The 22,459-nt window shown below is 73.2% G+C and carries 22 protein-coding genes and 1 pseudogene; 13 read left to right on the top strand and 10 right to left on the bottom strand.

Annotated elements, in window-relative coordinates; genetic code table 11:
* Positions 1–184 precede the first annotated feature (184 nt).
* Positions 185–2,548: an AMP-binding protein gene (locus tag C2142_RS35200; RefSeq protein WP_148646906.1), complete on the top strand. Its 2,364-nt coding sequence runs from the start codon at positions 185–187 to the stop codon at positions 2,546–2,548.
* Between the two features lie 158 nt (positions 2,549–2,706).
* Here C2142_RS35200 and C2142_RS35195 read toward each other — a convergent pair whose 3' ends face one another.
* Together C2142_RS35195 and C2142_RS35190 are read right to left on the bottom strand one after the other, a co-directional pair.
* Positions 2,707–4,065, bottom strand: coding sequence for a hypothetical protein (locus tag C2142_RS35195; RefSeq protein WP_148646905.1), 1,359 nt, complete (start codon positions 4,063–4,065; stop codon positions 2,707–2,709).
* A gap of 60 nt (positions 4,066–4,125) precedes the next feature.
* Positions 4,126–4,617, bottom strand: coding sequence for a GNAT family N-acetyltransferase (locus tag C2142_RS35190; protein WP_148646904.1), 492 nt, complete (start codon positions 4,615–4,617; stop codon positions 4,126–4,128).
* Positions 4,618–4,788: 171 nt separating this feature from the next.
* On the opposite strand from C2142_RS35190, the gene C2142_RS35185 reads away from it, so the two are divergent.
* From C2142_RS35185 to C2142_RS35170, 4 genes are all read left to right on the top strand, one after another.
* Positions 4,789–6,381, top strand: coding sequence for a M4 family metallopeptidase (locus C2142_RS35185; RefSeq protein ID WP_241002974.1), 1,593 nt, complete (start codon positions 4,789–4,791; stop codon positions 6,379–6,381).
* Positions 6,382–6,665: 284 nt separating this feature from the next.
* Positions 6,666–6,929: a dihydrofolate reductase family protein gene (locus C2142_RS35180; protein ID WP_346766413.1), complete on the top strand. Its 264-nt coding sequence runs from the start codon at positions 6,666–6,668 to the stop codon at positions 6,927–6,929.
* A gap of 111 nt (positions 6,930–7,040) precedes the next feature.
* Positions 7,041–7,604 (top strand): GNAT family protein, encoded by a 564-nt coding sequence (locus tag C2142_RS35175; RefSeq protein WP_148646902.1) that lies wholly within the window; start codon positions 7,041–7,043, stop codon positions 7,602–7,604.
* Between the two features lie 140 nt (positions 7,605–7,744).
* Positions 7,745–8,353, top strand: coding sequence for a TetR/AcrR family transcriptional regulator (locus C2142_RS35170; protein ID WP_148646901.1), 609 nt, complete (start codon positions 7,745–7,747; stop codon positions 8,351–8,353).
* Positions 8,354–8,721: 368 nt separating this feature from the next.
* On the opposite strand, the gene C2142_RS35165 is transcribed toward C2142_RS35170, so the two are convergent.
* Positions 8,722–9,012: a hypothetical protein gene (locus tag C2142_RS35165; RefSeq protein ID WP_148646900.1), complete on the bottom strand. Its 291-nt coding sequence runs from the start codon at positions 9,010–9,012 to the stop codon at positions 8,722–8,724.
* 288 nt (positions 9,013–9,300) lie between these two features.
* Between C2142_RS35165 and C2142_RS35160 the strand changes: the two genes are divergently transcribed.
* Both C2142_RS35160 and C2142_RS35155 read left to right on the top strand, forming a co-directional pair.
* The gene (locus C2142_RS35160; protein ID WP_148646899.1) at positions 9,301–10,665 is read left to right on the top strand and encodes an FAD-dependent oxidoreductase; all 1,365 of its coding nucleotides are present in this window, start codon (positions 9,301–9,303) and stop codon (positions 10,663–10,665) included.
* 479 nt (positions 10,666–11,144) lie between these two features.
* Positions 11,145–12,911 (top strand): alpha/beta fold hydrolase, encoded by a 1,767-nt coding sequence (locus tag C2142_RS35155; protein WP_148646898.1) that lies wholly within the window; start codon positions 11,145–11,147, stop codon positions 12,909–12,911.
* A 498-nt stretch (positions 12,912–13,409) separates the two neighbouring features.
* Here C2142_RS35155 and C2142_RS35150 read toward each other — a convergent pair whose 3' ends face one another.
* The 3 genes and pseudogenes from C2142_RS35150 to C2142_RS35140 all read right to left on the bottom strand — a co-directional run bounded on the left by C2142_RS35150 (position 13,410) and on the right by C2142_RS35140 (position 15,197).
* Positions 13,410–14,069 carry a hypothetical protein gene (locus C2142_RS35150; RefSeq protein ID WP_148646897.1) on the bottom strand — a complete coding sequence of 220 codons (660 nt, stop codon included), beginning with the start codon at positions 14,067–14,069 and terminating at the stop codon, positions 13,410–13,412.
* A gap of 48 nt (positions 14,070–14,117) precedes the next feature.
* Positions 14,118–14,494 (bottom strand): annotated as a pseudogene (locus C2142_RS40915) (transposase); the annotation flags it as partial.
* A gap of 109 nt (positions 14,495–14,603) precedes the next feature.
* Positions 14,604–15,197 carry a DUF4291 domain-containing protein gene (locus tag C2142_RS35140; RefSeq protein ID WP_148646895.1) on the bottom strand — a complete coding sequence of 198 codons (594 nt, stop codon included), beginning with the start codon at positions 15,195–15,197 and terminating at the stop codon, positions 14,604–14,606.
* 368 nt (positions 15,198–15,565) lie between these two features.
* Between C2142_RS35140 and C2142_RS35135 the strand changes: the two genes are divergently transcribed.
* From C2142_RS35135 to C2142_RS35115, 5 genes are all read left to right on the top strand, one after another.
* Positions 15,566–16,084: a DinB family protein gene (locus C2142_RS35135; RefSeq protein WP_148646894.1), complete on the top strand. Its 519-nt coding sequence runs from the start codon at positions 15,566–15,568 to the stop codon at positions 16,082–16,084.
* A gap of 237 nt (positions 16,085–16,321) precedes the next feature.
* Entirely contained in the window at positions 16,322–16,735 is a 414-nt protein-coding gene (locus tag C2142_RS35130) for a hypothetical protein (protein WP_148646893.1), read from the top strand.
* Positions 16,736–17,044: 309 nt separating this feature from the next.
* The gene (locus C2142_RS35125; protein WP_148646892.1) at positions 17,045–17,386 is read left to right on the top strand and encodes a hypothetical protein; all 342 of its coding nucleotides are present in this window, start codon (positions 17,045–17,047) and stop codon (positions 17,384–17,386) included.
* Between the two features lie 3 nt (positions 17,387–17,389).
* Entirely contained in the window at positions 17,390–18,001 is a 612-nt protein-coding gene (locus C2142_RS35120; RefSeq protein WP_148646891.1) for a hypothetical protein, read from the top strand.
* Positions 18,001–18,513, top strand: coding sequence for a hypothetical protein (locus C2142_RS35115; RefSeq protein ID WP_162002636.1), 513 nt, complete (start codon positions 18,001–18,003; stop codon positions 18,511–18,513). The genes C2142_RS35120 and C2142_RS35115 overlap by 1 nt, the downstream gene beginning before the upstream one ends.
* Here the strand turns inward: C2142_RS35115 and C2142_RS35110 are convergent.
* Positions 18,496–19,647: an ISAs1 family transposase gene (locus C2142_RS35110; protein ID WP_241002973.1), complete on the bottom strand. Its 1,152-nt coding sequence runs from the start codon at positions 19,645–19,647 to the stop codon at positions 18,496–18,498. The two genes, C2142_RS35115 and C2142_RS35110, sit on opposite strands and share 18 nt — an antisense overlap.
* Positions 19,648–19,803: 156 nt before the next feature.
* On the opposite strand from C2142_RS35110, the gene C2142_RS35105 reads away from it, so the two are divergent.
* Positions 19,804–20,118 (top strand): hypothetical protein, encoded by a 315-nt coding sequence (locus C2142_RS35105; protein WP_194235841.1) that lies wholly within the window; start codon positions 19,804–19,806, stop codon positions 20,116–20,118.
* Positions 20,119–20,536: 418 nt separating this feature from the next.
* Here the strand turns inward: C2142_RS35105 and C2142_RS35100 are convergent, their stop codons facing one another.
* The 3 genes from C2142_RS35100 to C2142_RS35090 form a co-directional block, all read right to left on the bottom strand.
* Entirely contained in the window at positions 20,537–21,085 is a 549-nt protein-coding gene (locus C2142_RS35100; protein ID WP_241002972.1) for a class I SAM-dependent methyltransferase, read from the bottom strand.
* Positions 21,082–21,963, bottom strand: a complete 882-nt coding sequence (locus tag C2142_RS35095; RefSeq protein ID WP_241002971.1) for a zinc-binding dehydrogenase — start codon at positions 21,961–21,963, stop codon at positions 21,082–21,084. Before C2142_RS35095 ends, C2142_RS35100 begins: the two co-directional genes overlap by 4 nt.
* A 303-nt stretch (positions 21,964–22,266) precedes the next feature.
* Positions 22,267–22,459 (bottom strand): hypothetical protein (locus C2142_RS35090; protein ID WP_148647217.1); only part of this gene is annotated, 193 nt, incomplete at its 5' end.

Below are 22,459 nucleotides of genomic sequence, written 5' to 3'. Positions count from 1 at the left end.
GCGGGGGGGGGTGGACGGCACGGACGGGGTGGACGGCACGGACGGGCGGCGAGTGACCAGGACGGCGGGGGCGGACGGCACTTGCGAGGGGGCGTGCGCGAGGCGGTCGTTCGCACGCCCCTGTCGCCGGGCGGCAGTTGGCGGCAGGATCGGTGGGAAGCACGATGCGAAGGGGGCTGGCAGGATGGGGTGGGACACGGAACCGATGGGGCGGGCCGGAACGCTGCACGGGCGGTTCGAGGAGCAGGCCCGGCACTCGCCGGGCGCGGTCGCCGTCCGGTGCGGCACCCGGGAGCTGACGTACGGTGAGCTGGACGCGCGGGCGGACCGGTTGGCCCGCCACCTCGCGGCACAGGGGCTGGCCCCGGGCGGCCGGGCGGCCGTGGCACTGGGCCGGGGCACCGAGGTGTTCGTCGCGCTGCTCGCGGTGCTGAAGGCGGGCGGCGCGTACGTACCGCTGGAGCCGGGCGCGCCCGATCCGCTGCTGCGCCACGTGCTGGCGGACGCCGATCCGTCGCTGGTGGTGACCGAGGAGGCCCACCGGGTGCGGCTGACGGACGCCAGCGGGCGGGCGGTGGTCTGCGTGGACTCGGCGGCGGAGGCGGTGGCGGCGCTGCCCGCCGGACCGCCCGAGGCGTCCACCGGGCCGGAGGACCTCGCCTGCGTCTTCTTCACCTCCGGCTCCACCGGACTGCCCCGGGGCGCGCTGATCGAACACCGCAACCTGCTGGCCGCCCACCGGGGCTGGCACGAGGTGTACGGGCTCTCCCCCGCCGACCGGATCCTGCAGACGGCGAGCCTGGAGTTCGACGTCTTCACCGCCGACTGGGTCCGCGCGCTGTGCACCGGCGCCACTCTGGTGGTCGCGCCGCGCAACCTCACCCTGGACCGCACCGCCGACATCGCCGACCTCCCGGCACTGGTGGCCGCCGAGCGGATCACCGTCCTGGAGCTGAACGTCCGCACCGCGCGCCGCCTGCGCGACCACCTGGCGGCCACCGGTGGCTCGCTGCCGGGTATACGGCTGCTGACCGTGGGCGCGGAGAAGTGGTACCTGGACGAGCAGCTGAGCCTTCAACAGCTGCTCGGCAGAGCGGGCGGCGCCAGTGGCATGAGCGGCGAGGGCGGTGCGGGCGGCGAGGGCGGCACCGCGGGCCTGGTCAAGCGCGGCGCGGTGGCCGGGGCCGGGGGCGGCACGGTGGACGGGGCCGGGGGCGGCACGGTGGACGGGGCCGGGGGCGGCACGGAGGACGGGGCCGGGGGCGGCACGGAGGACGGGGCCGGGGGCGGCACGGAGGACGGGGCCGGGGGCGGTGGCACGCGGGTGCTCAACGTGTACGGACTCGCAGAGGCGTCCGTGGACAGCACCTGGTTCGACGCCGCCGGCTCGGCGGGCGGCGAACTCAGCGAACGCGTCTCGCTGGTCGGCACGCCCTTCCCCGGCACCCGCGTCTACGTGCTCGGCCCGGACGGCACCCCGCTGCCACACGGGGAGGTCGGCGAGATCGCGGTCGCCGGCCCGGGCCTGGGCCGCGGCTACCTGAACCGCCCCGAGGAGACGGCCCGGCGCTTCGTCCGGGCGGTCTTCGACCCCGACGGCCGCGTCCTGCTCACCGGAGACCTCGGGCGGGTCCGCGAGGACGACGTCCTGGAGTTCACCGCCCGGGCCGAGGGCGTGGTCGGGCCCACCGACTCCGTGCAGGCCGCCGACGTGGTCGAGCGGGTCACCAGGGCCGCCCACGCCGAGGGCGTGCTGCGTGCTCACCCGGCGGTGCGGGAGGCCGCCGTCGCCGAGGTCGAGCCGGAGCCGGGGCGGCGCGTCCTGGTCGGTTACGCGGTGGCGGCGCCGGACGCCGACGAGGTCGACGCCTGGTCGCTCTCCGCCCACCTGGCCGAGCGACTGCCGGCCGGGGCGGCGCCGGCCGCCGTGGTGCCGCTGCCGGCGCTCCCCCGCACCCGGGCCGGCAAGCCGGACCGCACCGCCCTGCCGCTGCCGGCCCCGCGCGACTACTTCGCGACCAACGGGCCACGGGGCCCGAGGAGCGGTAAGGGCGGCAGGGGTGGAAAGGGTGGCGGGGGCGGCGGCAAGGCGGGGGGCCGGCGGCCGGGCGAGGACCCGGCGGTCAACCTCGGCTGCGGCTGGATCGTGCTCGCCCTGCCCTTCGCCTTCGTCGCCTGGCTGCTCACCGACACCCTCTGGCCGGGATCCACCGACGTCTCGCTGGTGCCCGACCCCTACTCCTCCTGGTTCCGCATCCTGTACGTCTTCGAGTGCCTCTCGTTCGGCCTGGGCGTGGCCTTCCTCATGGCCGGCCCCGCGGTCATCGCCAGGTTCAACCGGCCGGTCGGGCTCTCCATCGCCACCACGGTGTCGGTGTTCTGGCTGCTCGCCGCCTGGTGGCCTCAGGACAACCTCTACCGGACCAGCTCGCCGACGGACTGGCCCCGGCAGGCGGTGCTGGTCTACGCGTTCAACATCGCGCTGATGGTCGCCGCCGCGATCGTGGTGCGCTTCCTGGCCTGGAGGTCGCCGGCCGAGCGAAAGTGACGGCCCGCCGGACGGCAAGGGGCGAGGCGGCGGGCGGGCCCCCGGAGTGACGCGGCGAGGTGGCGGGCGGGCGGGTCCGCGGCACGGCGAGGTGGCGGGCAGGCCCGAGGCGCGGCACAGCGAGCCGGCGGGCGGGCCCAAGGCGAGCCGAGGCGGGCTCAGCGCAGGGCCTCGAACATCCGGCCCAGCGCCTGGTTGGCCGCCCCGACCAGCGCCTCGGCCGCGTCCAACGCCTCGACCGCACCAGGCGCCCCGGCGTCCGGTGCGTCGCCGCGCGCGGCGAGCGCCAGGCCGACGGCCGGTTCCGGGTCGTATCCGGCCGTCACCACCAGCGGCAGCAGGGTGACGCCGAGCGCGGCGCAACGCGGGCGCAGCCGGTCCAGGTGGTCGTGGAGCGCCTGCTGGGAGAGCCGGGCGCCGAGCGGCATCCCGTCCAGGGTGCGGACCACGTGCCCCGGACCGCGGACCTGGTCCAGCCGGGCCCGCAGCACGAAGGCGATCGCGGGCCCGGTCAGCCGCAGGTTGGTCTCGGTGGGCGCGAGCCGCCGCTCCCGGTCGGTGACGAAGTCGACGTCGTACCAGCCGCGGTGGCCCTCCGCTGCGAGGCGCTCGCCCACCGCGAGTCCGAACCTCCCGGCGGTCGCCGCCGCACCCGGCGGCACCACGCCCGGGCCGACCGTCACCCCCTGGTACCGGGTGCCGTCCACCGCCATCGCGCCGACGCCGACCGGGTGGACGGTCCCGTCCTCGCCGATCACCGCGTCGAAGGTGAGGTCGCGCAGACGGTCCGCCCGGCCGCCGTCGATGTACTCCTCCAGCAGCAGTCCTCCGCCGGGCGGCAGCACCTCCTCCCGGGCCAGGCGGCGCAGCAGGGCCCGCGCACCGCCGGCCGCGAACAGCTGCTGCGGGGTCACCACGACGGTGCCGTAACCGCCGACGCCGTGCGGGCTCTTGACCACCGTGGTCTGGCCGCGGCCCGCCCGGGCGGTGAGCCGGTGGGCGGTCCGGCGGGGCGAGTCCGGCTGTTCCTGGCGTGGCACGACGATCCCCGGATGAGCCGGAACCAGTCCGGCGAAGAGGCGGTGCGAGGCCGCCTTGGACTCGTACCGCCGCACCGCCGCCAGTTCGGGCCCCTCCCCCTGCGCGGGCGTCCGCCCCCAGGCCACCACCGGTTCAGGCCCGCCGGCGATCCGCGCCGCCAGCGCCGGCCGGGCGGCCAGCGCCCGGGCGAGCGTCTCCCCCGGCGCGACCCCGGTGTACAGCTCGACCGGCCCCCAGTCCAACTCCCTTGCCAGCCAGTCGATCCAGTCCCGCTCGACCTCGCCGGGCAGCACCACCAGCGCCGGCTCCGGGCTGTAGCAGGTGGCCATGCCCGCGTAATGGTGCGCCTGCCGCAGCCGTCGTGCGCGCTGCGCGTCGTCCATCCCCGCCACGAAGAACTGCTCGTTGAAGTCGGCCACGTTGCCAAGGTGCACGGCCCGCCGCCCACCCGTCCAGGCCCCCACCCATCCGTCCATCCGGCGAGCCTACGGTTTCGCGGGCCCGGGGTCGGCCGGGTCTGTCGCATTCAGACGCATTCAGAGCCGGAGGAGGCCGGCGTCGGTGCTGCGGAAGCCGCAGGCGTCCAGGTAGAAGGCGCGCAGGTGGGGCTCGAAGTCGACGTGCAGCCATTCGCAGCCGGCCGCGCGGGCGCCGTCGGCGGCGGCGGCGACCAGGCCGGTGCCGACCCCGGTGTGGCGGGCGGCGGTGGCGACGACGGTGTCGAGCAGGAAGGCATGGGCGCCGCCGTCCCAGGCGACGTTGACGAAGCCGGTCAGCGGAGTGGCGGCCGTCTGACCGTCGGTCAGGGGAGTGACGGTCAACGGACCGGCAGCCAGCGGGCCGTCGGCCAACGGACCGGCAGTCAGCGGGCCGTCGGCCAACGGGCGGGCGCAGACCCAGCCGAGGCTGTGCCGCTCCACCCGGGCGCGCCAGCCGACCGACTGGCGGGGGTGGCCGAAGCCTTCGGCGTGCAGGGCGTCGAGCTCGTCGTCGGTGAACGCGTCGCGCCAGGTGTAGCGGGTCGTCATGAAGCAGCTCCCAAAAAGGCGTTCGCAGTCGATCAAATTTGATCAGTACAGGACACAACTTGGTCAAGATCTGACTCAATGTCTAGCCCAGATTGGCAGCGCACCGTCAATCTCAGAGCTCGCGGCCGCGTCCGCAGCTCCTTCCCTGCAGCTACCCCGACTGGAGTCAGAGTGAGCCCCACCTCCTCTCACCGCCGCCACCTCGCGGCCGGAGCCATAGCGGCCACCGCCGCCCTCGTCGCCGCCACCTTCCAGGCCGGTACGGCGTCCGCCGCCCCCGCCGGCCGTGACACGGCGATCGCCCAGGCCAGGGCCAACGTCGCCCACAACGCCGGGGTCTTCGGCTTCGGCGACGGCCAGGACCTCCAGGTCAAGGACGTCATCATCGACGCCGACGGCACCCAGCACGTCCGCTTCGACCGCACCTACCGCGGACTGCCCGTCGTCGGCGGCGACCTGGTGGTCCACCAGGACGCGCGCGGCCGGCTCAAGGACTCCTCCCGCGCGGCGGCCCACGACGCCACCGTGAAGTCCACCGTCCCGAAGGTCCCGGCGCAGGCGAGCGCGAGCCAGGCGCTCCAGGCCGCGCCGACCATCGGTGCCGCCACCAGCTCGCCCGAGCTGGTCGTCTGGGCCGCCGACGGCACGCCCCGGCTCGCCTGGAAGACCACCGTCGCCGGCGTCGGCGAGCACGGCCAGCCGGCCGGCAAGGTCGTCGTCACCGACGCCACCACCGGCGAGCAGATCGAGTCCTACGACTCCGAGCACCAGGCCAGCGGCACCGGCCACTCCGAGTACACCGGTGACGTCACCATCGACACCACCCCGCAGAACGGCGGCTACGCGCTGATCGACCCGCTGCGCGGGACCATCACCAAGGACGCCCACAACGTCTCGTCCAACTCGCTCAACGCGAGCTCCGGGACGCTCTTCGCCGACGCGGACAACGTGTGGGGCGACGGCAAGAAGTTCTCCGGCGACCGCGCCACCGCCGCCGTCGACGCCCACGCCAACACCGCCTGGACGTACGACTACTACAAGAACACCTTCGGCCGTAACGGCATCAAGAACGACGGCAAGGGCGCCACCGTCTTCGTCCACGTCGGCACCAACTGGGATAACGCCCAGTGGTCCGACAGCTGCTTCTGCATGATGACCGGCGACGGCGACGGCACCACCGACCCGGAGCAGGTCGACCTCGACACCATGGGCCACGAGATGACCCACGGCGTCACCAGCGCCACCGCCAACCTGCGCTACAGCGGCGAGTCCGGCGGCCTCAACGAGTCCACCAGCGACATCTTCGGGACGATGGTGGAGTGGTACGCCAACAACTCGGTGGACACCCCCGACTACCTGTTCAGCGACCAGTCCACCCCGCCGTGGCTGCGCCGGATGGACAAGCCCTCCCTGGACGGCCGGTCCGCCGACTGCTGGAGCCGCAAGGTCGGCCAGCTCGACGTGCACAACTCCTCGGGCGTCGGCAACCACTGGTTCTACCTGGCCAGTGAGGGCAGCGGCACCAAGACCGTCAACGGCTTCACCTACAACAGCCCCACCTGCAACGGCTCGACGGTGACCGGCATCGGCAACCAGAAGGTCGCCAAGATCTGGTACCGCGCGCTGACCGTCTACATGACGTCCACCACGGACTACAAGGGCGCGCGCACCGCGTCCCTGAACGCCGCGAAGGACCTCTACGGTCTCAACAGCACCGAGTACAAGGCGGTCGCGGCCGCGTGGAGCGCCGTCTCCGTCGCCTGATCCGTCCCGCTCACGTGACCCTGCGCGGGTGATGCCTCGCGGGTGATGCTTCGCGGGTAGTGCTTCGCTCGTCATCCTGGTCGCATGACCTTCACGGCTGTGGGCCCGCCGCAACGGCGGGCCCACAGCCGTGTCCGGTTCCCGGTGCCTGGTGGCGGGCGAGGGGTCGCGGGACCTCGGGACCTCGGGACCTCGGGCGAGGGGAGGCGGGCCCGGGAGGGCCGGCAGGCCCGCGGCGCGGCGTGATCCGCCGGGGCGGCGGCGTCTGGACGACGGGGCCGGGAGTGGCACCCGAGAGGGACGGCGAGCTGCAGATCCACGGCAGCGGCGCACTGGCGCGGTCGCTGATGGCCCACGACCTGATCGACGAGTACCACCTGCTCGTGTACCCGGTGGTCCTGGGCCGGGGCCAACGCCTCTTCCCAGAGGGCGGGTTGCCGACCTCGTTCGAGCTGACCGGCTCCCTCACGACGGGCAGCGGGATCGCCGTCCACACCTACCGGCCCACGGGGCGGCCCACCTTCGGGTCCTTCGCGCCGGAGCAGTAACGGGCGGGTGCGGAACGGCCGCTGGCCCGGCCCACCGGCCCCACCCACCCCACCGGCCGCCGTGAGAGGATCACTCGGCGGCGTGCGCCGTCCCCGAGCCGGAAGGTGACCATGTTCGCGATACCGCTGGGCGAGGACGGCAGCGCACTGTGCCCGCTGGAGCCCTGGCAGGCCGAGGAGTTCCTCGCCCACGTGGACCGGGGGCGGGAGTTCATCGGGCGGTTCAACGGCCTGCCCGACGTCGTCACGGACCTGGAGTCGAGCCGCACGTTCCTCCAGGCGTACGCGGAGCGGACCGCGGCCGACAGCGGGCGGCTCTTCGGGATCCGGACGGCCGAGGGTCTGCTGGTCGGCGCGGTGCTGTTCCGGCGGTTCGAGACCGGCTCGGGCATCGCCGAGGCGGGCTGCTGGTTGGAGCCCGCGGCGGTGGGCCGGGGCCTGGTCACCCGGGCCGTCCGCGCGATCATCGACTGGGCCGTCGAGGAGCGCGGCATCCACCGCGTGGAGTGGTGGGTCTCGGCCGGGAACGAGCCGAGCATCGCCGTCGCCCGCCGGCTCGGGATGACGAAGGAAGCCGTCATGCGCGAGAGCTACCTGTACCGGGGCACTCGGCACGACGAAGAGGTCTGGTCGGTGCTGGCCCCGGAGTGGCGGGCGGCCCAGCAGGCGTCCTGACCACCGGCCGCGCAGGCCGAGCACGGCTGCGCGGGCGGCCGGGGGCCGAGGGGCTGGGCGACGCTGTTGGTTGGCGACGCTGCTGCTTGGCGACTGGGCGGCTGTCGACAGAAATATGCAGACCGGTCTACTGTTTCCGCATGGGAGTCAAGGGTGAGGAGACCCGCGCCCGGCTGATCGCCGGAACGCGCAGTCTGATCGAGGCACAGGGCTACTTCGGCACCGGCCTGAACCAGATCGTGGCCGAGAGCGGCGCACCACGCGGCTCGCTCTACTTCCACTTTCCCGAGGGCAAGGACCAGTTGGTCGCCGCCGCCCTCCGCCAGGCCGGCCAGGAGGTCGAGGAACTCCTCAAGGCCCTGGCCCGCAAGGGCGCGGACGCCACCACGATCGTCGGACAGCTCACCGAGGCCTTCACGGCCCGCCTGGAGGACTCCGACTACACCAAGGGCTGCCCGATCGCGACCGTCGGCCTGGAGGTGGCCGGCACCAACGAGGCCCTGCGCAGCGTCTGTGCCGAGGTCTACGCGAGCTGGCAGGCCGTCCTCACCGAACGCCTGACGGCCGACGGCTTCGACCAGGACGAGGCCGAGACCGCGTCCGGCCAGGCCCTCGCCCTCCTGGAGGGCGCCGTCCTGCTCGCCCGCGTCCGCCGCGACCGGCACCCCCTCAACGACGCGCGCCACGCCGTCCGGCACCTCCTCGTCACGCGCCGGGACCAGGCGCCGAGCCGGTCGACCCACCGCTGACGGGCAGAGCCCGCTCGGATCCGGTCGTCCCGGGAACCTCCGGCGTGCACCAAGCCGGCCACGTTCGCGCTTTCCCGCGCCCCTGCCCTCGTCCTCGCCTTCGTCCCTCGCCTTCGTCCTCGTCCTCGTCCTCGTCCGGGGCGTGATCGCCATCGAGAGGCCGCCGCCCCGCCGACACCGCTTGCCGACTCGCGCGGCACAACGGCCCTGCAGCCCAGTTCCGGTGCCAGGCCCAGGCGAAGCACGACGGCATCGTGGGTCCCGACACCGGTTGGTGGCTGCTGACCCTGAACAGGGGCGGCTACGGCATCAACCGCGACGGCACCAAACGCGCCCCGAGCGGCGGTCGGACGAGCCCGTGGGAGCGGTTACGCGCTGCCGGTACCCTGGCCCGGGCCGACGGCCGTCCACCGGGCGACGACGCGGCCGGCCCGCGCGTCGGGGCGCAGGCCCAACGGATCGAAACCGAAGTGATCGGCCGGCTCGTGCCATGAAGAGGCGCCGATCTCCCGCCGCCTGGCGCCGGCGTGGAGCCGGCCGACTACGGGGGCGAGCATGCAGTCGTACTCGTCCTGCACGTCGTCGGCGGCGCCGACCGGGTCCCACTCGTCGAGCAGGTGCCGCAGGCCGTTCTCGGTGGAGGTGGTCCAGGGGCGCACCGCCCCGGGCTGCCACCCTGGATCGGCCGCTCTCGGTCCGGGCCCCGCGCTGCGTGGCGTGGCCGTACGAGCCGTGGTTTCCATGAGGGCCGTGCCGACCGCGGCGACCGTGAGAACCGTGGTGGCAGTGAGAGCCATGGTGACCGTGAGGGCCATGGTGGCCGTGATGTTCCCGGCCGGGCCATAGGTTCGCTCTATGGGGTCATTGCTCCCTGGCCCCTACAGCGGTGCGGGTGGAGCGGGTTTGAATCAAGCACCCGCCCGTCTGCCCGGAGGAACGCACCGCCCATGACCCGCCCGATCCGCATCGCGATCGTCGGAGCCGGCCCCGCCGGCATCTACGCCGCGGACGCCCTGCTGAAGTCCGACGCCGCCCGGGAGCCCGGGGTCTCGATCGACCTGTTCGAACGGATGCCCGCCCCGTTCGGACTGATCCGCTACGGCGTGGCGCCCGACCATCCGCGGATCAAGGGCATCGTCACCGCGCTGCACCAGGTGCTGGACAAGCCCCAGATCCGGCTCTTCGGCAACATCGACTACCCCGGCGACCTCGGCCTGGACGACCTGCACCGCTTCTACGACGCCACCGTCTTCGCCACCGGCGCGACGGCCGACCGCGCGCTCGACATACCGGGCGTCGGTCTGGACGGTTCGTACGGCGCCGCCGACTTCGTCTCCTGGTACGACGGGCACCCCGACGTCCCCCGCACCTGGCCGCTGGAGGCCGAGAAGGTCGCCGTGCTCGGCGCGGGCAACGTCGCCCTGGACGTCGCCCGGATCCTCGCCAAGACCGCCGACGAGCTTCTGCCCACCGAGATCCCCCCGAACGTCCACGCCGGGCTGAAGCGGAACAGGGCGCTGGAGGTCCACGTCTTCGGCCGCCGCGGGCCGGCCCAGGCCAAGTTCAGCCCGATGGAGCTGCGCGAACTCGACCACTCGCCGAACATCGAGGTGATCGTCGCCCCCGAGGACATCGACTACGACGACGGCTCGATCGCCGAGCGGCGGGCCGCCAAGCACGTCGACATGGTCGCCTCCACCCTGGAGAACTGGGCCATCCGCGACGTCGGCGACCGGCCCCACCGGATCTACCTGCACTTCTTCGAGTCCCCGGTCGAGGTGACCGGCGAGGACGGCCGGGTGAGCGGCCTGCGCACCGAGCGCACCGAACTCGACGGCACCGGCAACGTCCGCGGCACCGGCCGCTTCACCGACTGGGACGTGCAGGCCGTCTACCGGGCGATCGGCTACTACTCCGACGAACTGCCCAAGCTGCCCTTCGACCCCGTCTCCGGCACCGTCCCCAACGAGGCCGGCCGCGTCCTGGCCGGCGACGGCTCGCACCAGACGGCCACGTACGTCACGGGCTGGATCAAGCGCGGCCCGGTCGGCCTGATCGGCCACACCAAGGGCGACGCCAACGAGACCGTTGCCTGCCTGCTCGCCGACCACTCCGCCGGACACCTGCCCGGAGCCACCGAGCCCGACCCGGACGCCGTCCTCACCCACCTGCGTGACCGGGGCGTCCGGTACACGACGTGGGAGGGCTGGCACCAGCTCGACGCCCACGAGCGGGCCCTCGGCGAGGCGGAGGGGCGGGAGCGGGTGAAGGTCGTGGAACGCGAGGAGATGCTCCGGCGCAGCGGCTCCTGACTGCAGCAGCACCCAGAACAGCGCCGGTGAGAAGCCGTTGCAGGAGGGCGCTGGGCGGGCCTCCCCGAGGATGGGGAGGCCCGCCCGGCCGTTCACCGTGCTCCGGCGGGATCACCGCCCCTCTTCCTCTTCTTCCCCTTCGCCCCCTTGTCCCCCTTCCTCCGGACTCCCGGCGGCGGTATCTTCGCCTGCGTACGCCGCTGATCCCGTTGACGCACGGGGCAGGGGTTCTTTGTCGCGCAAAAAATATGCAGACCGGTCTACAGAAAAGCTCGACGCGGCACGCCGGAGCCCCGGCAGCCGGCAGCCGGCAGCCGGAACCTCAAGCCCCGGAACCCGCACACACAAACAGCGCCTGCACCAGACCCCCGACCCCAGGCCCAGCCCCAGCCCCAGCCCCAGCCCCACATCCTCACGTCCAGAAAATATGCAGACCGGTCTACATAAGTAGACCGGTCTGCATAGAAGGAGCCCCGCCCATGAACGCCACACCCCCGACCGCGGCCACACCCGCCCCGGCGCCCCCGGCCTCGGTTCCCCTGCCCCCGCGCACCCTCGTCCTCGGCGCGACCGGCTTCCTCGGCCGCTGGCTCGTCCTCGAACTCCTCGGACGGGGCGAGCCGGTGGCCGCCGCCGTCCGGGGCGGGCGCGGGACCGCACGCGAACACGAGCTGCGCGGCTGGCTCCGCGCCCACGGGGCCGACGACACCGCGCTGACCACCGTCGCCGCCGACCTCACCCGGCCCGGGCTGGGCCTGTCGCCCGAGGACCACACCCGGCTCGAAGACGTCCGCGACGTGCACAACCTCGCCGCCCTCTACCGCTTCGGCCTGTCCCGCGCCGAGGCGCACGCCGCCAACGTCGCCGGTGCGCTGCACGCCCTGGACTGGGCCGCCGGCCGCCCTCACCTGCGGCGACTGGTCCACCTCTCCGGCTACCGGGTCGGCCGGGACGCCACGCCACGTCACCCGCTGCCCGCCGCCGAGGCCGACGCCCTCTACGCCCGGCTCGGCGCGTACGAGGCGTCCAAGCAGCTGGGCGACGCCGCCGTCCGGGTCACGGCCGCCCGGCTCGGCGTGCCGCTCACCACGGTGAACCCGAGCAGCGTGGTGGGACACTCGGTCACCGGCGAGGCCGGACAGTACATCGGCCTGGCCGACCTCGTCCGCCAACTCTGGTACGGGCGGCTGCCACTGCTTCCTGGTTCGGCGCGCACGTTCCTGCCGGTGGTCGCGGTCGACCACCTGGCACGCTTCCTCGCGGCCGTCCCCGGGCACGACACCGGTCCCGCCCACGCGCATACCGTGCTCGACCCGGCCACGCCGCCCCTGCCGGAACTGATCGCCCTGCTGGCCGAGCACCTCGGCGTTCCCGCGCCCCGGCGGCTGATCCCGGTCGGCCTGGTCCGCCGACTGCCTCGCGCGCTCACCGGCGCCGACCCGGAGACGCTCACCTTCCTCTCCGAGGACACCTACGACACCGCCTCCGCCGACCGGCTGGCCCACGCCGCCGGCCTCCACCACCCGCCGGTCGCCGAGCTGTTGCGCCGTTGGGCCACCCGGCTGGTCACCGACGGCTTCGGCGCCCCGCCGCCGGGCGGGGCGCTCCCGGGAAGGTTCACCGATGTCGCCGGTGGGCGGAGTTACCTGGTCGGCGACGGCGAGGCCCCGCGCTTCGTCCTGCTGCACGGCCCGGGCTCGGACGCGGACGTGTGGCGTGCGGTGACCGAACGGCTGGACGCGCCCGCGTTGGCGGCCGACCTGCCCGGCCTGGGCCGCTCCTCCCCCGCGTCCGTCCCCGACGACCGCTGGCTGGCCGAACTGCTGACGCCGCTCCGCACGCGCCCCGTCCTGGTCGCCCACTCCGCCTCCGCCACAACGGCGTTGCGCCACGCGACCGCGCACCCGGACACCGTGACCGGCGTCGTCCTGGTCGCACCGTCCTTCCTCGGCCCGGCCACCGGCGGGCCGGCCACCGGCAGGTCGGCCGCCACGTCGACGCGGCACCCGTCCCATCGCCCCGGCGCCGCCAGGCGCGCCGCTCGCCGGCTACGCCGGGCCGGGCGCCCGGCCGAACAGGCCGAGGCCGCCGCCCTGATGCGTGCGTGCCCGGTGCCGGTCGCCGTGATCCCCTGCGTCCCGGAGACTGCCGCGCCGCCCACCACGACCCGGCCGGCCGGCTCACTCCCGCTCCCCTACGCCGCCGAACTCGCCGACGACATCCGCGCTTCCACGGCGAACTGGTGAAGCTCGACGGTGTTCCGGTCGCACCGGTGCGCCGGCCGCGTCGGGCCATCGGGTCGGGCCACCCGGTCGGGCGGCCCGGCCCACCCGTGGACGGGCGGACCGGCAGGTGCACCCGTCCACTGCTTCCTCCGCCCCCATGCGGGCGAGGCTGAGCGAGGGCCAGGCCGGGGTACGGCGGGACGTGCCGGCCCGGCACCACGTCCGCGCCGGCGACCGTGGACGGCGAGGCGGTGTCGGTGCTGGACGCGTGGGAGGCGATCGGGAACGTGGCGCCACGCACTCGGAGGGCGTCTCAGTCCGCGGTCGGCTGTGTCATTGCACAGTGGTAGGCATGGGCCGAAGCGGTAGCGGAGGGTCATGCCTACCGTTCGGATCACCTGGGCGTTGAACAAGGCTGCTGACCGGCCCAACGATTGCGGTGCCGATTCCGGCGCCTGGGCTTTTACGGCTTCGCGGTGCTGCGTGGTGCGTGGCGTTGCGCAGGACTTCAGCAATGGCTCACTGGATCAGGTCCGTGTGCGGATGCTCCGGGGACTCCGGGCAGACGTAGAGCTGCAGATGGTTGCCCTTGGACACCTGGACCTTGGGCGGGTTCGCCACACCGGCTCGGCGGAGCGCGGCGAGGTGTTGATCCTCGCACGGTACCCAACCGTGGCTGCCGGCGTCCCATTCGTTCGAGGCGATGGTCAGCAGCGGGACCATCCCGGCGCCACAGGCTGCGCAGAACCGGGCCACGGGATCGGTGAGGCCCCACGGGGGCCAGCCACCGACCTTCCACCCGGGGGCGACGGACAGCTCGCACGAGTAGAACTCATGCGGGGCAAGAGCATCGGGGTTGTCCACGCCGATGGCCTGCCACCTGCTCCCGTCATTCAGCTGCTGCTGCAACTCCTTGCTCAAATCCATGTGGTGGGGGTACTCGGTGATCCGCTCCGGCGCAAGCACGCACGGTTGCGGCACGTAGCCGTCGCACTCCGCCGCAAACGGCTCGGGCGGCGCGGCGAGGATGTCGGTGACCTCGGCGGAGGATCGCCAGAACAGTGCGGTCGGAGGCTTGTAGTCGGGCTCGTGCTCAAAGGGGCACCACAACACCTGGAGCAGATCGGCCTGTCCGGGCGGTCGCAGCAGGGGTATGTCACACACGTACAGCTGAGCCACGGGCACCAACCGGTCCACGTACGGCTGACACCGGGCAGCTTCCCTGGGTCAGTACGCAGACCAGAGGAAGACGGCTGCGATGTGGAGTCCGGCCAGGTGGACGGTCGCGGTCTTCTCGTAGCGGATGGCAATGCCGTGCCACCGTTTCGGGCGGTGGATGCGCCGCTCGACGGTGTTCCGCTGTTTGCAGGTCTCGCGGTCGAACGCCGGCGCTCTCCCACCCCGGCTGCCCCGCCGCAGCCGGTGGCCGCGTTGATCCGCCGGCACGGGATCACCGTGCGGATACCGCGCTTCCCCGGGTGATCGCGGATCGCGCGGGAGGAATACGCCTTGTCGGCGAGGACCACGTCCGGCCTGGTCCGGAGCCGACCAGGGCGCCGCGGAACACGCGGGTCAGCCATGACGTCCATGAGGACGGCCTCACCGACACCCTCGACCGGATTACTGACGGCATCGCGTATCGGATCGTGGTGAGTTGCCCGGATAAGCGGCGACAGAACGAACAGTCTGTCGTCCCAAGCGGGTGGGTCCGGCTCAGTCGCTCAGGTGTGTCAGGAGCGTGTCGCCCGACGGATAGGGGCGTTCGACGGGAAGGAGGTGCCGGGCGGCTTCCAGAGCCCCGTCCCTCACATGGGCATGGATCGCATGCGCGAGTGCGGTGACGTCGTTGATCGAGACGATCCACTTCTCCGCGTAACGCTCAGCGGCCTCGCCGGCGAGGCCGAGTTGAAGAGAGCGGTGAGGAAGCGGTTGTAGGCGCAGATCGCGTTCGGGATCCCACTGCACTCGGGCCGGGGCTCGCTTCAACTGGCGCTTCCAGGTGGCGCGGTCGGTGTGCAGCCCGTGTTCGTAGTGGGCCAGGCAGGCGTTTCCCAGAGCCCATTCGAAGCCCTCACGGGTGATTTCGATCGCGAGGACGGTCTCCTGGCCTTCCTTGCTCGCCCATCCGCAGCGGTACATCATCCAGAGGAACGACGGTTTGATCCACGTCATTCGGTCCCTCTTCCAGGCCGCCGGAAAGCGGCCGTCCTGTGCCGCGGGCAGGCCGATTTCCGGCGCGTATGCCTGGTAGACGGTCACCGTGGAGGCCGTGTAGAGGGCGCGGATCTGATGCTTGGGTTCTGGCACGGTGACCAGGGTCGAGGTTCGGTGTGCATTGCGCCATCGAATTACCAGGCTGGATGGGGCTGCCTGGACGCTGGATGGAGCGGGGCTCTGGCTTCGGGTTCAGGGGGTCCAGGACTGGCGTCGGTGGGAGGCGTAGGCCGCCCGGGGCGCCCCGGCCTGGCCGGTGTGGTCCTCGGCGCATCGGGGCGGGCGTGTAGCCGAGCGCCTGGGCGGCGGCTGGGCGAGCGCGGCGATGCGGGTCGGCGGGTGGGTGAAGAGCGAGGAGGGCGGCCGCCGCGCGGTCCCGGAGGAAGAACCCGGCCCCGGCGTTGAGGAGGCGGGCGGAGTACCCTCCGAGTGGCGGCCCGCGTGGTGGCAGACTCGGGACCATGAATTCCTCCGTACCCGAGCCGGACCGGCAACTCTCCGATCCCAGCGCTCTGTTGCTGGACTATCTCGACTACTACCGGTCCGTGATCGGTGCCAAGATCGAGGGAATGTCCGACGCAGAGCTGCGCGTCAGCCTGCTCCCATCCGGGTGGACCCTGCTCGAACTGCTGAAGCACCTCGTCCACATGGAGCAGCGCTGGCTGCGCTGGGGCTTCCGGGCCGAGCAGGTCGCGGCACCCTGGGGCGACCGCGGCCCGGCGGACCGCTGGCACGTCGGCCCGCAGGAGACTGCCGCCGACCTGCTTGCCGCACTGCACGCGGGTGGCGAGTACACCCGGGCCGTCGCGTCGGGTACGCCGCTGTCCACGATCGCCGCAGCCGGCGGCCGTTTCCCCGACGACGGCACCCCGCGGCCCAGCCTGGGCTGGATCCTGTTCCACGTCCTGCAGGAGTACGCCCGTCACGCGGGCCACCTGGACATCGTCCGGGAGCTCACCGACGGCGTCACCGGCCAATAGCCACCGGCTGCCGTGCGGGGCCGACGGCGCCTTCGCCCCGCACGGCAGCCGGTGTCGGCCCTGTCAGTGTTCGCCGCGCGCCCGGCCAGGGAGCAGACGGTTCCGTCCCAGAGCTGCCGTTCCCTGGAGCACGGGGCGTTGACGGCCTCCTTGCGCAGCAGGTCAGGAACAGGCGACCTGCGCCGGTACGCACGCGGGCCGGCCGACCTGTGGACCGGGCCGCGTATCCTCGGCTCCGTGCCCCGCCATCCGAGGAAGCCCCGTCAACTCGTCGCCGACGGGCGCGCGTACCTGTGGACGCTCCGCCACCGACACTCCGCGCCGGACGGCGGCCGGTCCGCGGACTGCCGCGAGACACTCACGCTGTACCCGCAGCCCGTCGGCACCGGCGACCCGCTGCGCATCGTCTTCACCGACGGCCCGGGGCGGTACGTCCCCGGCGGGTTCCCCCTGGGCTCCGGGGACGTGGGGTACGTCCGGGGCGGCTCCCTGAACCTGCACGAACCGGGCGCCGTGCGGGCCCTGCTCGACGCGGCCCTGGCCGGCGGGTGGCAGCCGGGAGAGCAGGGGGCGGTGGAGGTCGACGGCTGGTCCCTGCTGGAGGCGGCGGCCGCCGCGCGAGCCGCGGCCACCGGCCCCGCAGGCTCGTAGGCCCGACTCCAACGACCTCACCGATCCGCGCTTCCGCCCGGCCGCCCCGTGATCGGACGCCGGTGAACCCCTCCGGACTCCGCCGGGGCGGGACGTTCCCGGCGAGCACCGGCGGTGGTCGGTGCCGGCGGTCGCGGGCCGCGACGGAAAAGGCCGGCCGCGGATCGGTGATCCCTCATCCCTATTCGATCATTGATTCGGCGACCGCCGGAGTACGCGCCCGATGCACCCTTGCCAGCACCCTTGTCGGCTCCCCTTCCGTGACTATCATGTTCACGCAAAGGATGTCCGCCGCCAGGGGGATGGAGAATGTCCGAAGGGTACGGTGCGGGGCCGGCATCGATCAACGGAAATGCCAACCTGCTGCTGGAGATCGCCGGCCTGTTGCGCGCCGGGCGCCTCGACGGGGAGACTGGGACGGCTGCCCGGCAGCCCCGGTCGCATATCGAAGTCGCCCTCAAAGTCGATGAGTTCGCCCGGTTCGCGGTCGACCAGTACGACGACCTGGTGGTCCTGCTGACAGCGCTGTCGACCGCGCTCAAGACCACCGGCAGCAATTACACCCAGGCCGAGGCCGCCGTCGCCGCCAGTCTGGCGGAATTCGTCGACTCCTCCCGGTACATTCCGCCGACCTCGATCGGGATGGTCTGATCGATGACCTACTACGCGGACGTCAAATTCCTCGACGACTGCAGTGCCCCGCTCATCGAGCGCAATGCCGCCGAATTCCGGCGGATGTGCACCCTGCTGGATTCCGTCCGGCCGTCGGCGAAGAAGGCGAACGAGCTCCACTGGACCAGTGATCACCGCCCGCAGTACGACGCCCGCCTCAGGGAGGTGGCGGGGCTGGTCCAGGGACTGTTCGCCGGCTTCGAGCTGGCCTACCACTCGCTGCTGGAGTACGCCGACGCGGTCGAGCTGGCGCAGGGTCACCTGAAGGCCGGCAAGGAGGCGCAGCGGCTGCTGGCCGCCGTGATCGCGCGCAAGGGCACCGCGGTGACCAGGAAGGCCCAGAAGGCCGAGCCGATGCGGCAGTGGGAGGACCTGCGCGCCACCACCGGCGTTCTCGACTTCCTCGCCGAGCTGACCGTCGACGTCGACGACATCAGGGACGAGGCGAACCGGCTGCACGACCAGGCCTCGGAGGCGTTCGCGAGGGCCCGCGACGTCGAGTCGGAGGCGTGGAAGAACTGCGTCCTCGGCCTGAGCTCTCCCGCGAGTGCGTCCCGGACTTCCGCGTCACCTACAAGGACGCCAAGGCGCTGATGGAACGCGTGGACGCACTGGTGGCCGGTGAGGTCGCGGAGGCCGGGTCGGACCCGAACGTCCAGCTGGCGGGCGGCGCACCGAAGACCGACGGCATCCCCGTGATGGGCCCGAACGTCGTGGTCAGCTCACAGCTGGCGCGGATCATGACCATCTGCGACGGACTGCCGCCGGGCGTCAACAACAGCTACTGGCACACCTCCACCTCGGACAAGGACCGCCAGGACTGGATCAGGGCCAACAGCACGATCATCGCCGCGGCCGCCCGTCAGAGCGGACTCCCGCCGGACATGGTCGCCGGGATCGCCTGGCAGGAGGTCGGCGGGAAGGGCCGGGTCTGGGACGACCTGGCAGGCGCCGCCAGGGAGGTCGCCGACCAGCCCTGGTTCCCGCTGGTCCCGGAGAAGCTCCCGGGCCGGTTGGGCGGCGACCCGGACAGCACCTCGTACGGGCCAGGGCCGTTGCAAAGTCCTGTGATCTTGTGGTCGCGCTGGTCAGGCGATGCCCAGTAGGTCGAGCGGGCGGGTGAAGGGCTCGTAGGAGGCGTGCCGGATGCCGGCGGCGATGTTGGTGTGTCCGGCGGTGCGGAGCATGTTGATGGCCAGGTTGCGAAGGGTCGCCATGTTTTCGGGTCCGTGGGCGGTGCGGATTTTCGAGGTGTCCTCGGCGAAGGTGGTGTCGCGGACGAAGTGGAGCCGGTTCTCGATGGTCCATTGTGACCTGGCGAGTTGGCCCAGGCGCTGGGGCGATGCCTGCTGGGAGGTCAGGTCGGTGATCGCGTAGACGGTCTGGCGGCTGACGGTGCCGGTGGCGAGGTCGGTACGGTGGCGCAGGATGCGTACGGCCTGGGCGGCGTGAGGGAACTCCAGGCCGAGGCCGGTGACGGTGAGGGCTCTGGTCACCCGGGTTTCCCGGCGGCCGTGGCCGATCTCGCGGTCGTAACGACGCGCGGTGACGTTCTTCCAGGGTAGTGATCGCAGTCGGCGGTGCAGTTCGGGCTGGTTGGCCTTGACCACCAACAGGTAGTGCGCCTTCTTCTCGTCCACCAGGAAGCGCGCGTGGGCGCGCTGGGTGTGCAGGGCGTCGGCCGTGACCGTGACCCCTGTCAGGTCGAAGGGCTCCAGTAGCGCGGCGAAGCAGGTGATCTCGTTGGTCTTGTCGGGGACCCGCAGCTGGGTGACGGTGCGGCCGTCGCCGGTCATCGCGGCCAGCAGGTGGGCGGCGGGCGACTCGCTGTGCCGGGAGCCGCGGGCGGTCTTGCCGTCCACGGCCAGGGTGTCCGAACCGGCAGGATCAGCGCCGGTCAGATCGGCCAGTCCGCCGGGGCAGACCAGGCCGACGACCCGCCGGATCGTGGCGGCACTCGGTGCGACGCGCACGCTCAACGCCCCCACGACCCGGGCACCGAGGCGGGCCAGGGCGTGCTGCGGCGCGTTGGCGGACCACTGGCCGATGGCCGTATACGAGCGTGCGCCGGCGACAACCGCGGAGGCGGCAACCAGCAGCACCGCCACGAACGGGTGACGCACTCCTCGACGCCGACGCGGATCGGGCAACAACCGCAGCCGCTCCATCAGCGACAATCCCGCCATGTCCTCCGGAGCCGGCGACTTGATCAGGCAGACGGTGGCAGACTGACGACACATCGAAGCTCCGGTGGTGCGAGGCGACTTGGGAAGGTCACCCCGTTCAACCGGAGCTTCGATGCGTTCGTGACGGCCCGGCCAGCACTCCTCGCGCCGCCGCGGCCTGCGGACTCACATGGTCACCGGGACTTTGAAACGCCCCTGTCGTACGGGCCGATGTCCATCCAGGTCCGACGGGCGGCCGAGGTGCTCGGCTACAACCCGGCGCACCTCACCGACAGCCAGCGTCACGAGGTGATCAGGGCACTGCAGAAGCCGGCCACGAACATCTTCATCGCCTCCGGGTGCCTGGCCCAGCTGAAGGCGGAGAGCCCGTTCGCGAACGTCCCCGCCGACCGGATGACCCCCGCGCAGTACCAGGAGCTGGCCGCCCGGTACAACGGCGGTCCCTTCTACGCGGGCAACGACGCCCAGGCGTACGGCCGGGGGTTCATGAACGACCTCGACCGGGCCAGGGAGGCGCTGAAGTGAACTCCCTCCGACGGGCGGCCCGCCGCGGCCCCTCGGCCGGGACGGTCGCCAGCGCCGCCGTCCTCGGCCTGCTGCACCTGGGTGCGGCCTTCGGCGTGTACTCGGCGCTGGCGATGCGCCCGGACGGGCCCTGGGACGACGACGTGCTGCTCGCCGTCCAGGTCGCGTCCTACCTGGCTGCGGGCCTGGTGGTTCGTACTGCCGGCCCTGCTGCTCGCGGTGGCGGTGGCCCGGCTGGTGTACGTCGACCGGGCGTACCCGCAGGCCGTCGGCCCGCGGCTGCCGGGGCACGGCTGACGGACGGTTCCGGCCGGTCCGGGGCGGCGCCGGGCGGGCAGCGCGTCCAGGGCGGCGCCGGCCGGCCCACCATTCGGCGGCGCCGCCTCGGCGCCCGGCGGCGGCCCGCGCGACGACTGCCCTACGGCCGCGGCCCGCCCGCGGCCTCGAAGCCGAGCACCGTCCAGCTCACACCCGCGCGGTCGTGCAGGTCGTGTCGCTCGGTGCGGATCAGCAGGTCCAGCCCGCGGGCCCGGGCGAGTGCGATCGTCTCCTCGGCCGGGACGTCGAACATCCGGCGGCCCGGCGGGACGGGGCCGTAGCGCAGCGAGAGGAGGACCCGGCCACCGGGGGCGAGCAGCCGGGCGAGGGCGTCCATCGCCAACGGGCGTTCGTCCTCGGCCAGATGCATCCAGACGGCGGAGAGCAGGATCAGGTCGTAGCGCTCCCCCGCCGTGCCGAGGCGGGCCGCCGAGGGCAATGCGTCGTCGACCCAGCGGATGCCGCTGCCCGCGTGGATGCGCTCGCCGGCCCGGCGCAGCTCCGCCGTCGGTTCGGCGGCGACGACGCGGTGGCCGCGCGCGGCCAGAGCGGCGGCGTCCCGGCCGGTGCCGGCGCCGATGTCGAGGACGTCGGAGGGCTGCCCGGGGATCAGGTGCAGCACCTCGCGGTGGACCTCCTCGAACGTCACTTCCTCGTACTGCAGAACGAGTTGGTCTGCCGCCTCGCCGTAACCGGCGTTGCTCGCCTGTCCGTCCACTGCTCCCCCTGGTCCGTCGCGTGCCGTGGGCAGGCCGGATCGCCCGCCACGGTGAGAACGATCTTCCCCCGGTTGCCGCGCCTTTCCAACTGCCGGCGGGCGTCGGCCGCCTGCTCCAGCGTGAAGACGGACTCCACGGGGACCCGGAACGCCCCGGTGGCGACGCGGGCGGCGATCTCCCGCAGGTCGGGGCGCGGGTCGTAGCCGTGGTCCAGCAGGTTGGTGATCTGGAAGCCGTGGATGGACACGTTCTTCGGGTAGAAGTGCCGGGTGTCGATGGTGCTGGGCTCCAGGGCGACGTTCGCGAGCGCGACCACGCGTCCGGCCTGGCCGGCCTGGTGCAGGCTCTGGCCGAACACCCGCCCGCCGACGGTGTCGAGGACGACGTGGGCGCCGCGGCCGCCGGTCAGCCGGAGCACCTCGTCGACGGCGGCGTCCTCCGGGTGGACGGAGGTGTCGACGGTCGCCCCGGCGCCGAAGCCGGCCGCCCATTCGGCCTTCTCCGCCGAGCCGGCCACGGCGATGACGCGCGCGCCGGCCTCCGCGGCGATCTGCACGGCCGCGCTGCCGACCCCGCTCGCCGCCGCCTGCACCACCACCGTCTCCCCCGCGGCCACCCGGGCCAGCCGGTGCAGGCAGTACCAGGCGGTCAGCCAGGCCGACGGGAGGGTGGCGGCCGCGAGCAGGCCTACGCCGTCGGGCAGGGGCGTGACCCGGCCGGCCGGGACGACCGCGAGTTCGGCGTAGAAGCCGGAGCCGGCCGTGGCGTCCATCGCCAGGACGGGCTGCCCCGCCTCCAGGCCGGTCACCCCCTCACCCAGGCCCGCCGGCGCCGCTGGTGCTCGATGGAGCGCTGCGGCAACCTCGCCAAGGTCGCCGGCTACCGCGCCCGGACCCGCCCCTGACTGGGCCCCGGGACGGCGCTGAGGCACCCCCGGACGGACGGCCCCCGCGGCAGAACACCCGCCCCGCGGACACGGCCCCCGGCCGACGCGCTCGCCAGGGACCCGTCGGCGGGCGTGTGAGGCCCCGGCCGTCGGGCCCCGACTGTCGGGATCAGGTCGTCGAGCCCCGGTGGTCGGGCCCCCGCCGTCGGAATCAGGCCGTCGGGATCAGGCCTCGCCGGGGTGCCAGGCGGGCCACTCCCAGGGGCGGTCGGCCCAGTGGACGCGGACGGGGTCGTGCGGATCGAGGTCGGGGAAGAGCTGGTGGACCCGCGGTTCGAACTCCTCGGGGGCCAGGGGCTCCCAGCCGTGGCCCTCGAAACGGACCAGGCGGTAGCGGCTGTCGGTGCGGAACTCGGCG

The sequence above is a fragment of the Streptomyces sp. CB01881 genome (genome assembly GCF_002953255.1).
Taxonomy (GTDB): domain Bacteria; phylum Actinomycetota; class Actinomycetes; order Streptomycetales; family Streptomycetaceae; genus Kitasatospora.
The sequence above is the reverse complement of the archived record's forward strand: the minus strand, read 5'-3'. Positions and strand labels throughout refer to the sequence as shown.

Coding starts and splice junctions, on each gene's coding strand:
- C2142_RS35125 (WP_148646892.1), top strand. CDS start 17,045: ATGTCCGAAGGGTACGGTGCGGGGCCGGCATCGATCAACGGAAATGCC.
- C2142_RS35135 (WP_148646894.1), top strand. CDS start 15,566: ATGAATTCCTCCGTACCCGAGCCGGACCGGCAACTCTCCGATCCCAGC.
- C2142_RS35175 (WP_148646902.1), top strand. CDS start 7,041: ATGTTCGCGATACCGCTGGGCGAGGACGGCAGCGCACTGTGCCCGCTG.
- C2142_RS35115 (WP_162002636.1), top strand. CDS start 18,001: ATGGAACGCGTGGACGCACTGGTGGCCGGTGAGGTCGCGGAGGCCGGG.
- C2142_RS35200 (WP_148646906.1), top strand. CDS start 185: ATGGGGTGGGACACGGAACCGATGGGGCGGGCCGGAACGCTGCACGGG.
- C2142_RS35120 (WP_148646891.1), top strand. CDS start 17,390: ATGACCTACTACGCGGACGTCAAATTCCTCGACGACTGCAGTGCCCCG.
- C2142_RS35155 (WP_148646898.1), top strand. CDS start 11,145: ATGAACGCCACACCCCCGACCGCGGCCACACCCGCCCCGGCGCCCCCG.
- C2142_RS35110 (WP_241002973.1), bottom strand. CDS start 19,647: ATGTGTCGTCAGTCTGCCACCGTCTGCCTGATCAAGTCGCCGGCTCCG.
- C2142_RS35105 (WP_194235841.1), top strand. CDS start 19,804: ATGTCCATCCAGGTCCGACGGGCGGCCGAGGTGCTCGGCTACAACCCG.
- C2142_RS35195 (WP_148646905.1), bottom strand. CDS start 4,065: ATGGACGGATGGGTGGGGGCCTGGACGGGTGGGCGGCGGGCCGTGCAC.
- C2142_RS35170 (WP_148646901.1), top strand. CDS start 7,745: ATGGGAGTCAAGGGTGAGGAGACCCGCGCCCGGCTGATCGCCGGAACG.
- C2142_RS35160 (WP_148646899.1), top strand. CDS start 9,301: ATGACCCGCCCGATCCGCATCGCGATCGTCGGAGCCGGCCCCGCCGGC.
- C2142_RS35190 (WP_148646904.1), bottom strand. CDS start 4,617: ATGACGACCCGCTACACCTGGCGCGACGCGTTCACCGACGACGAGCTC.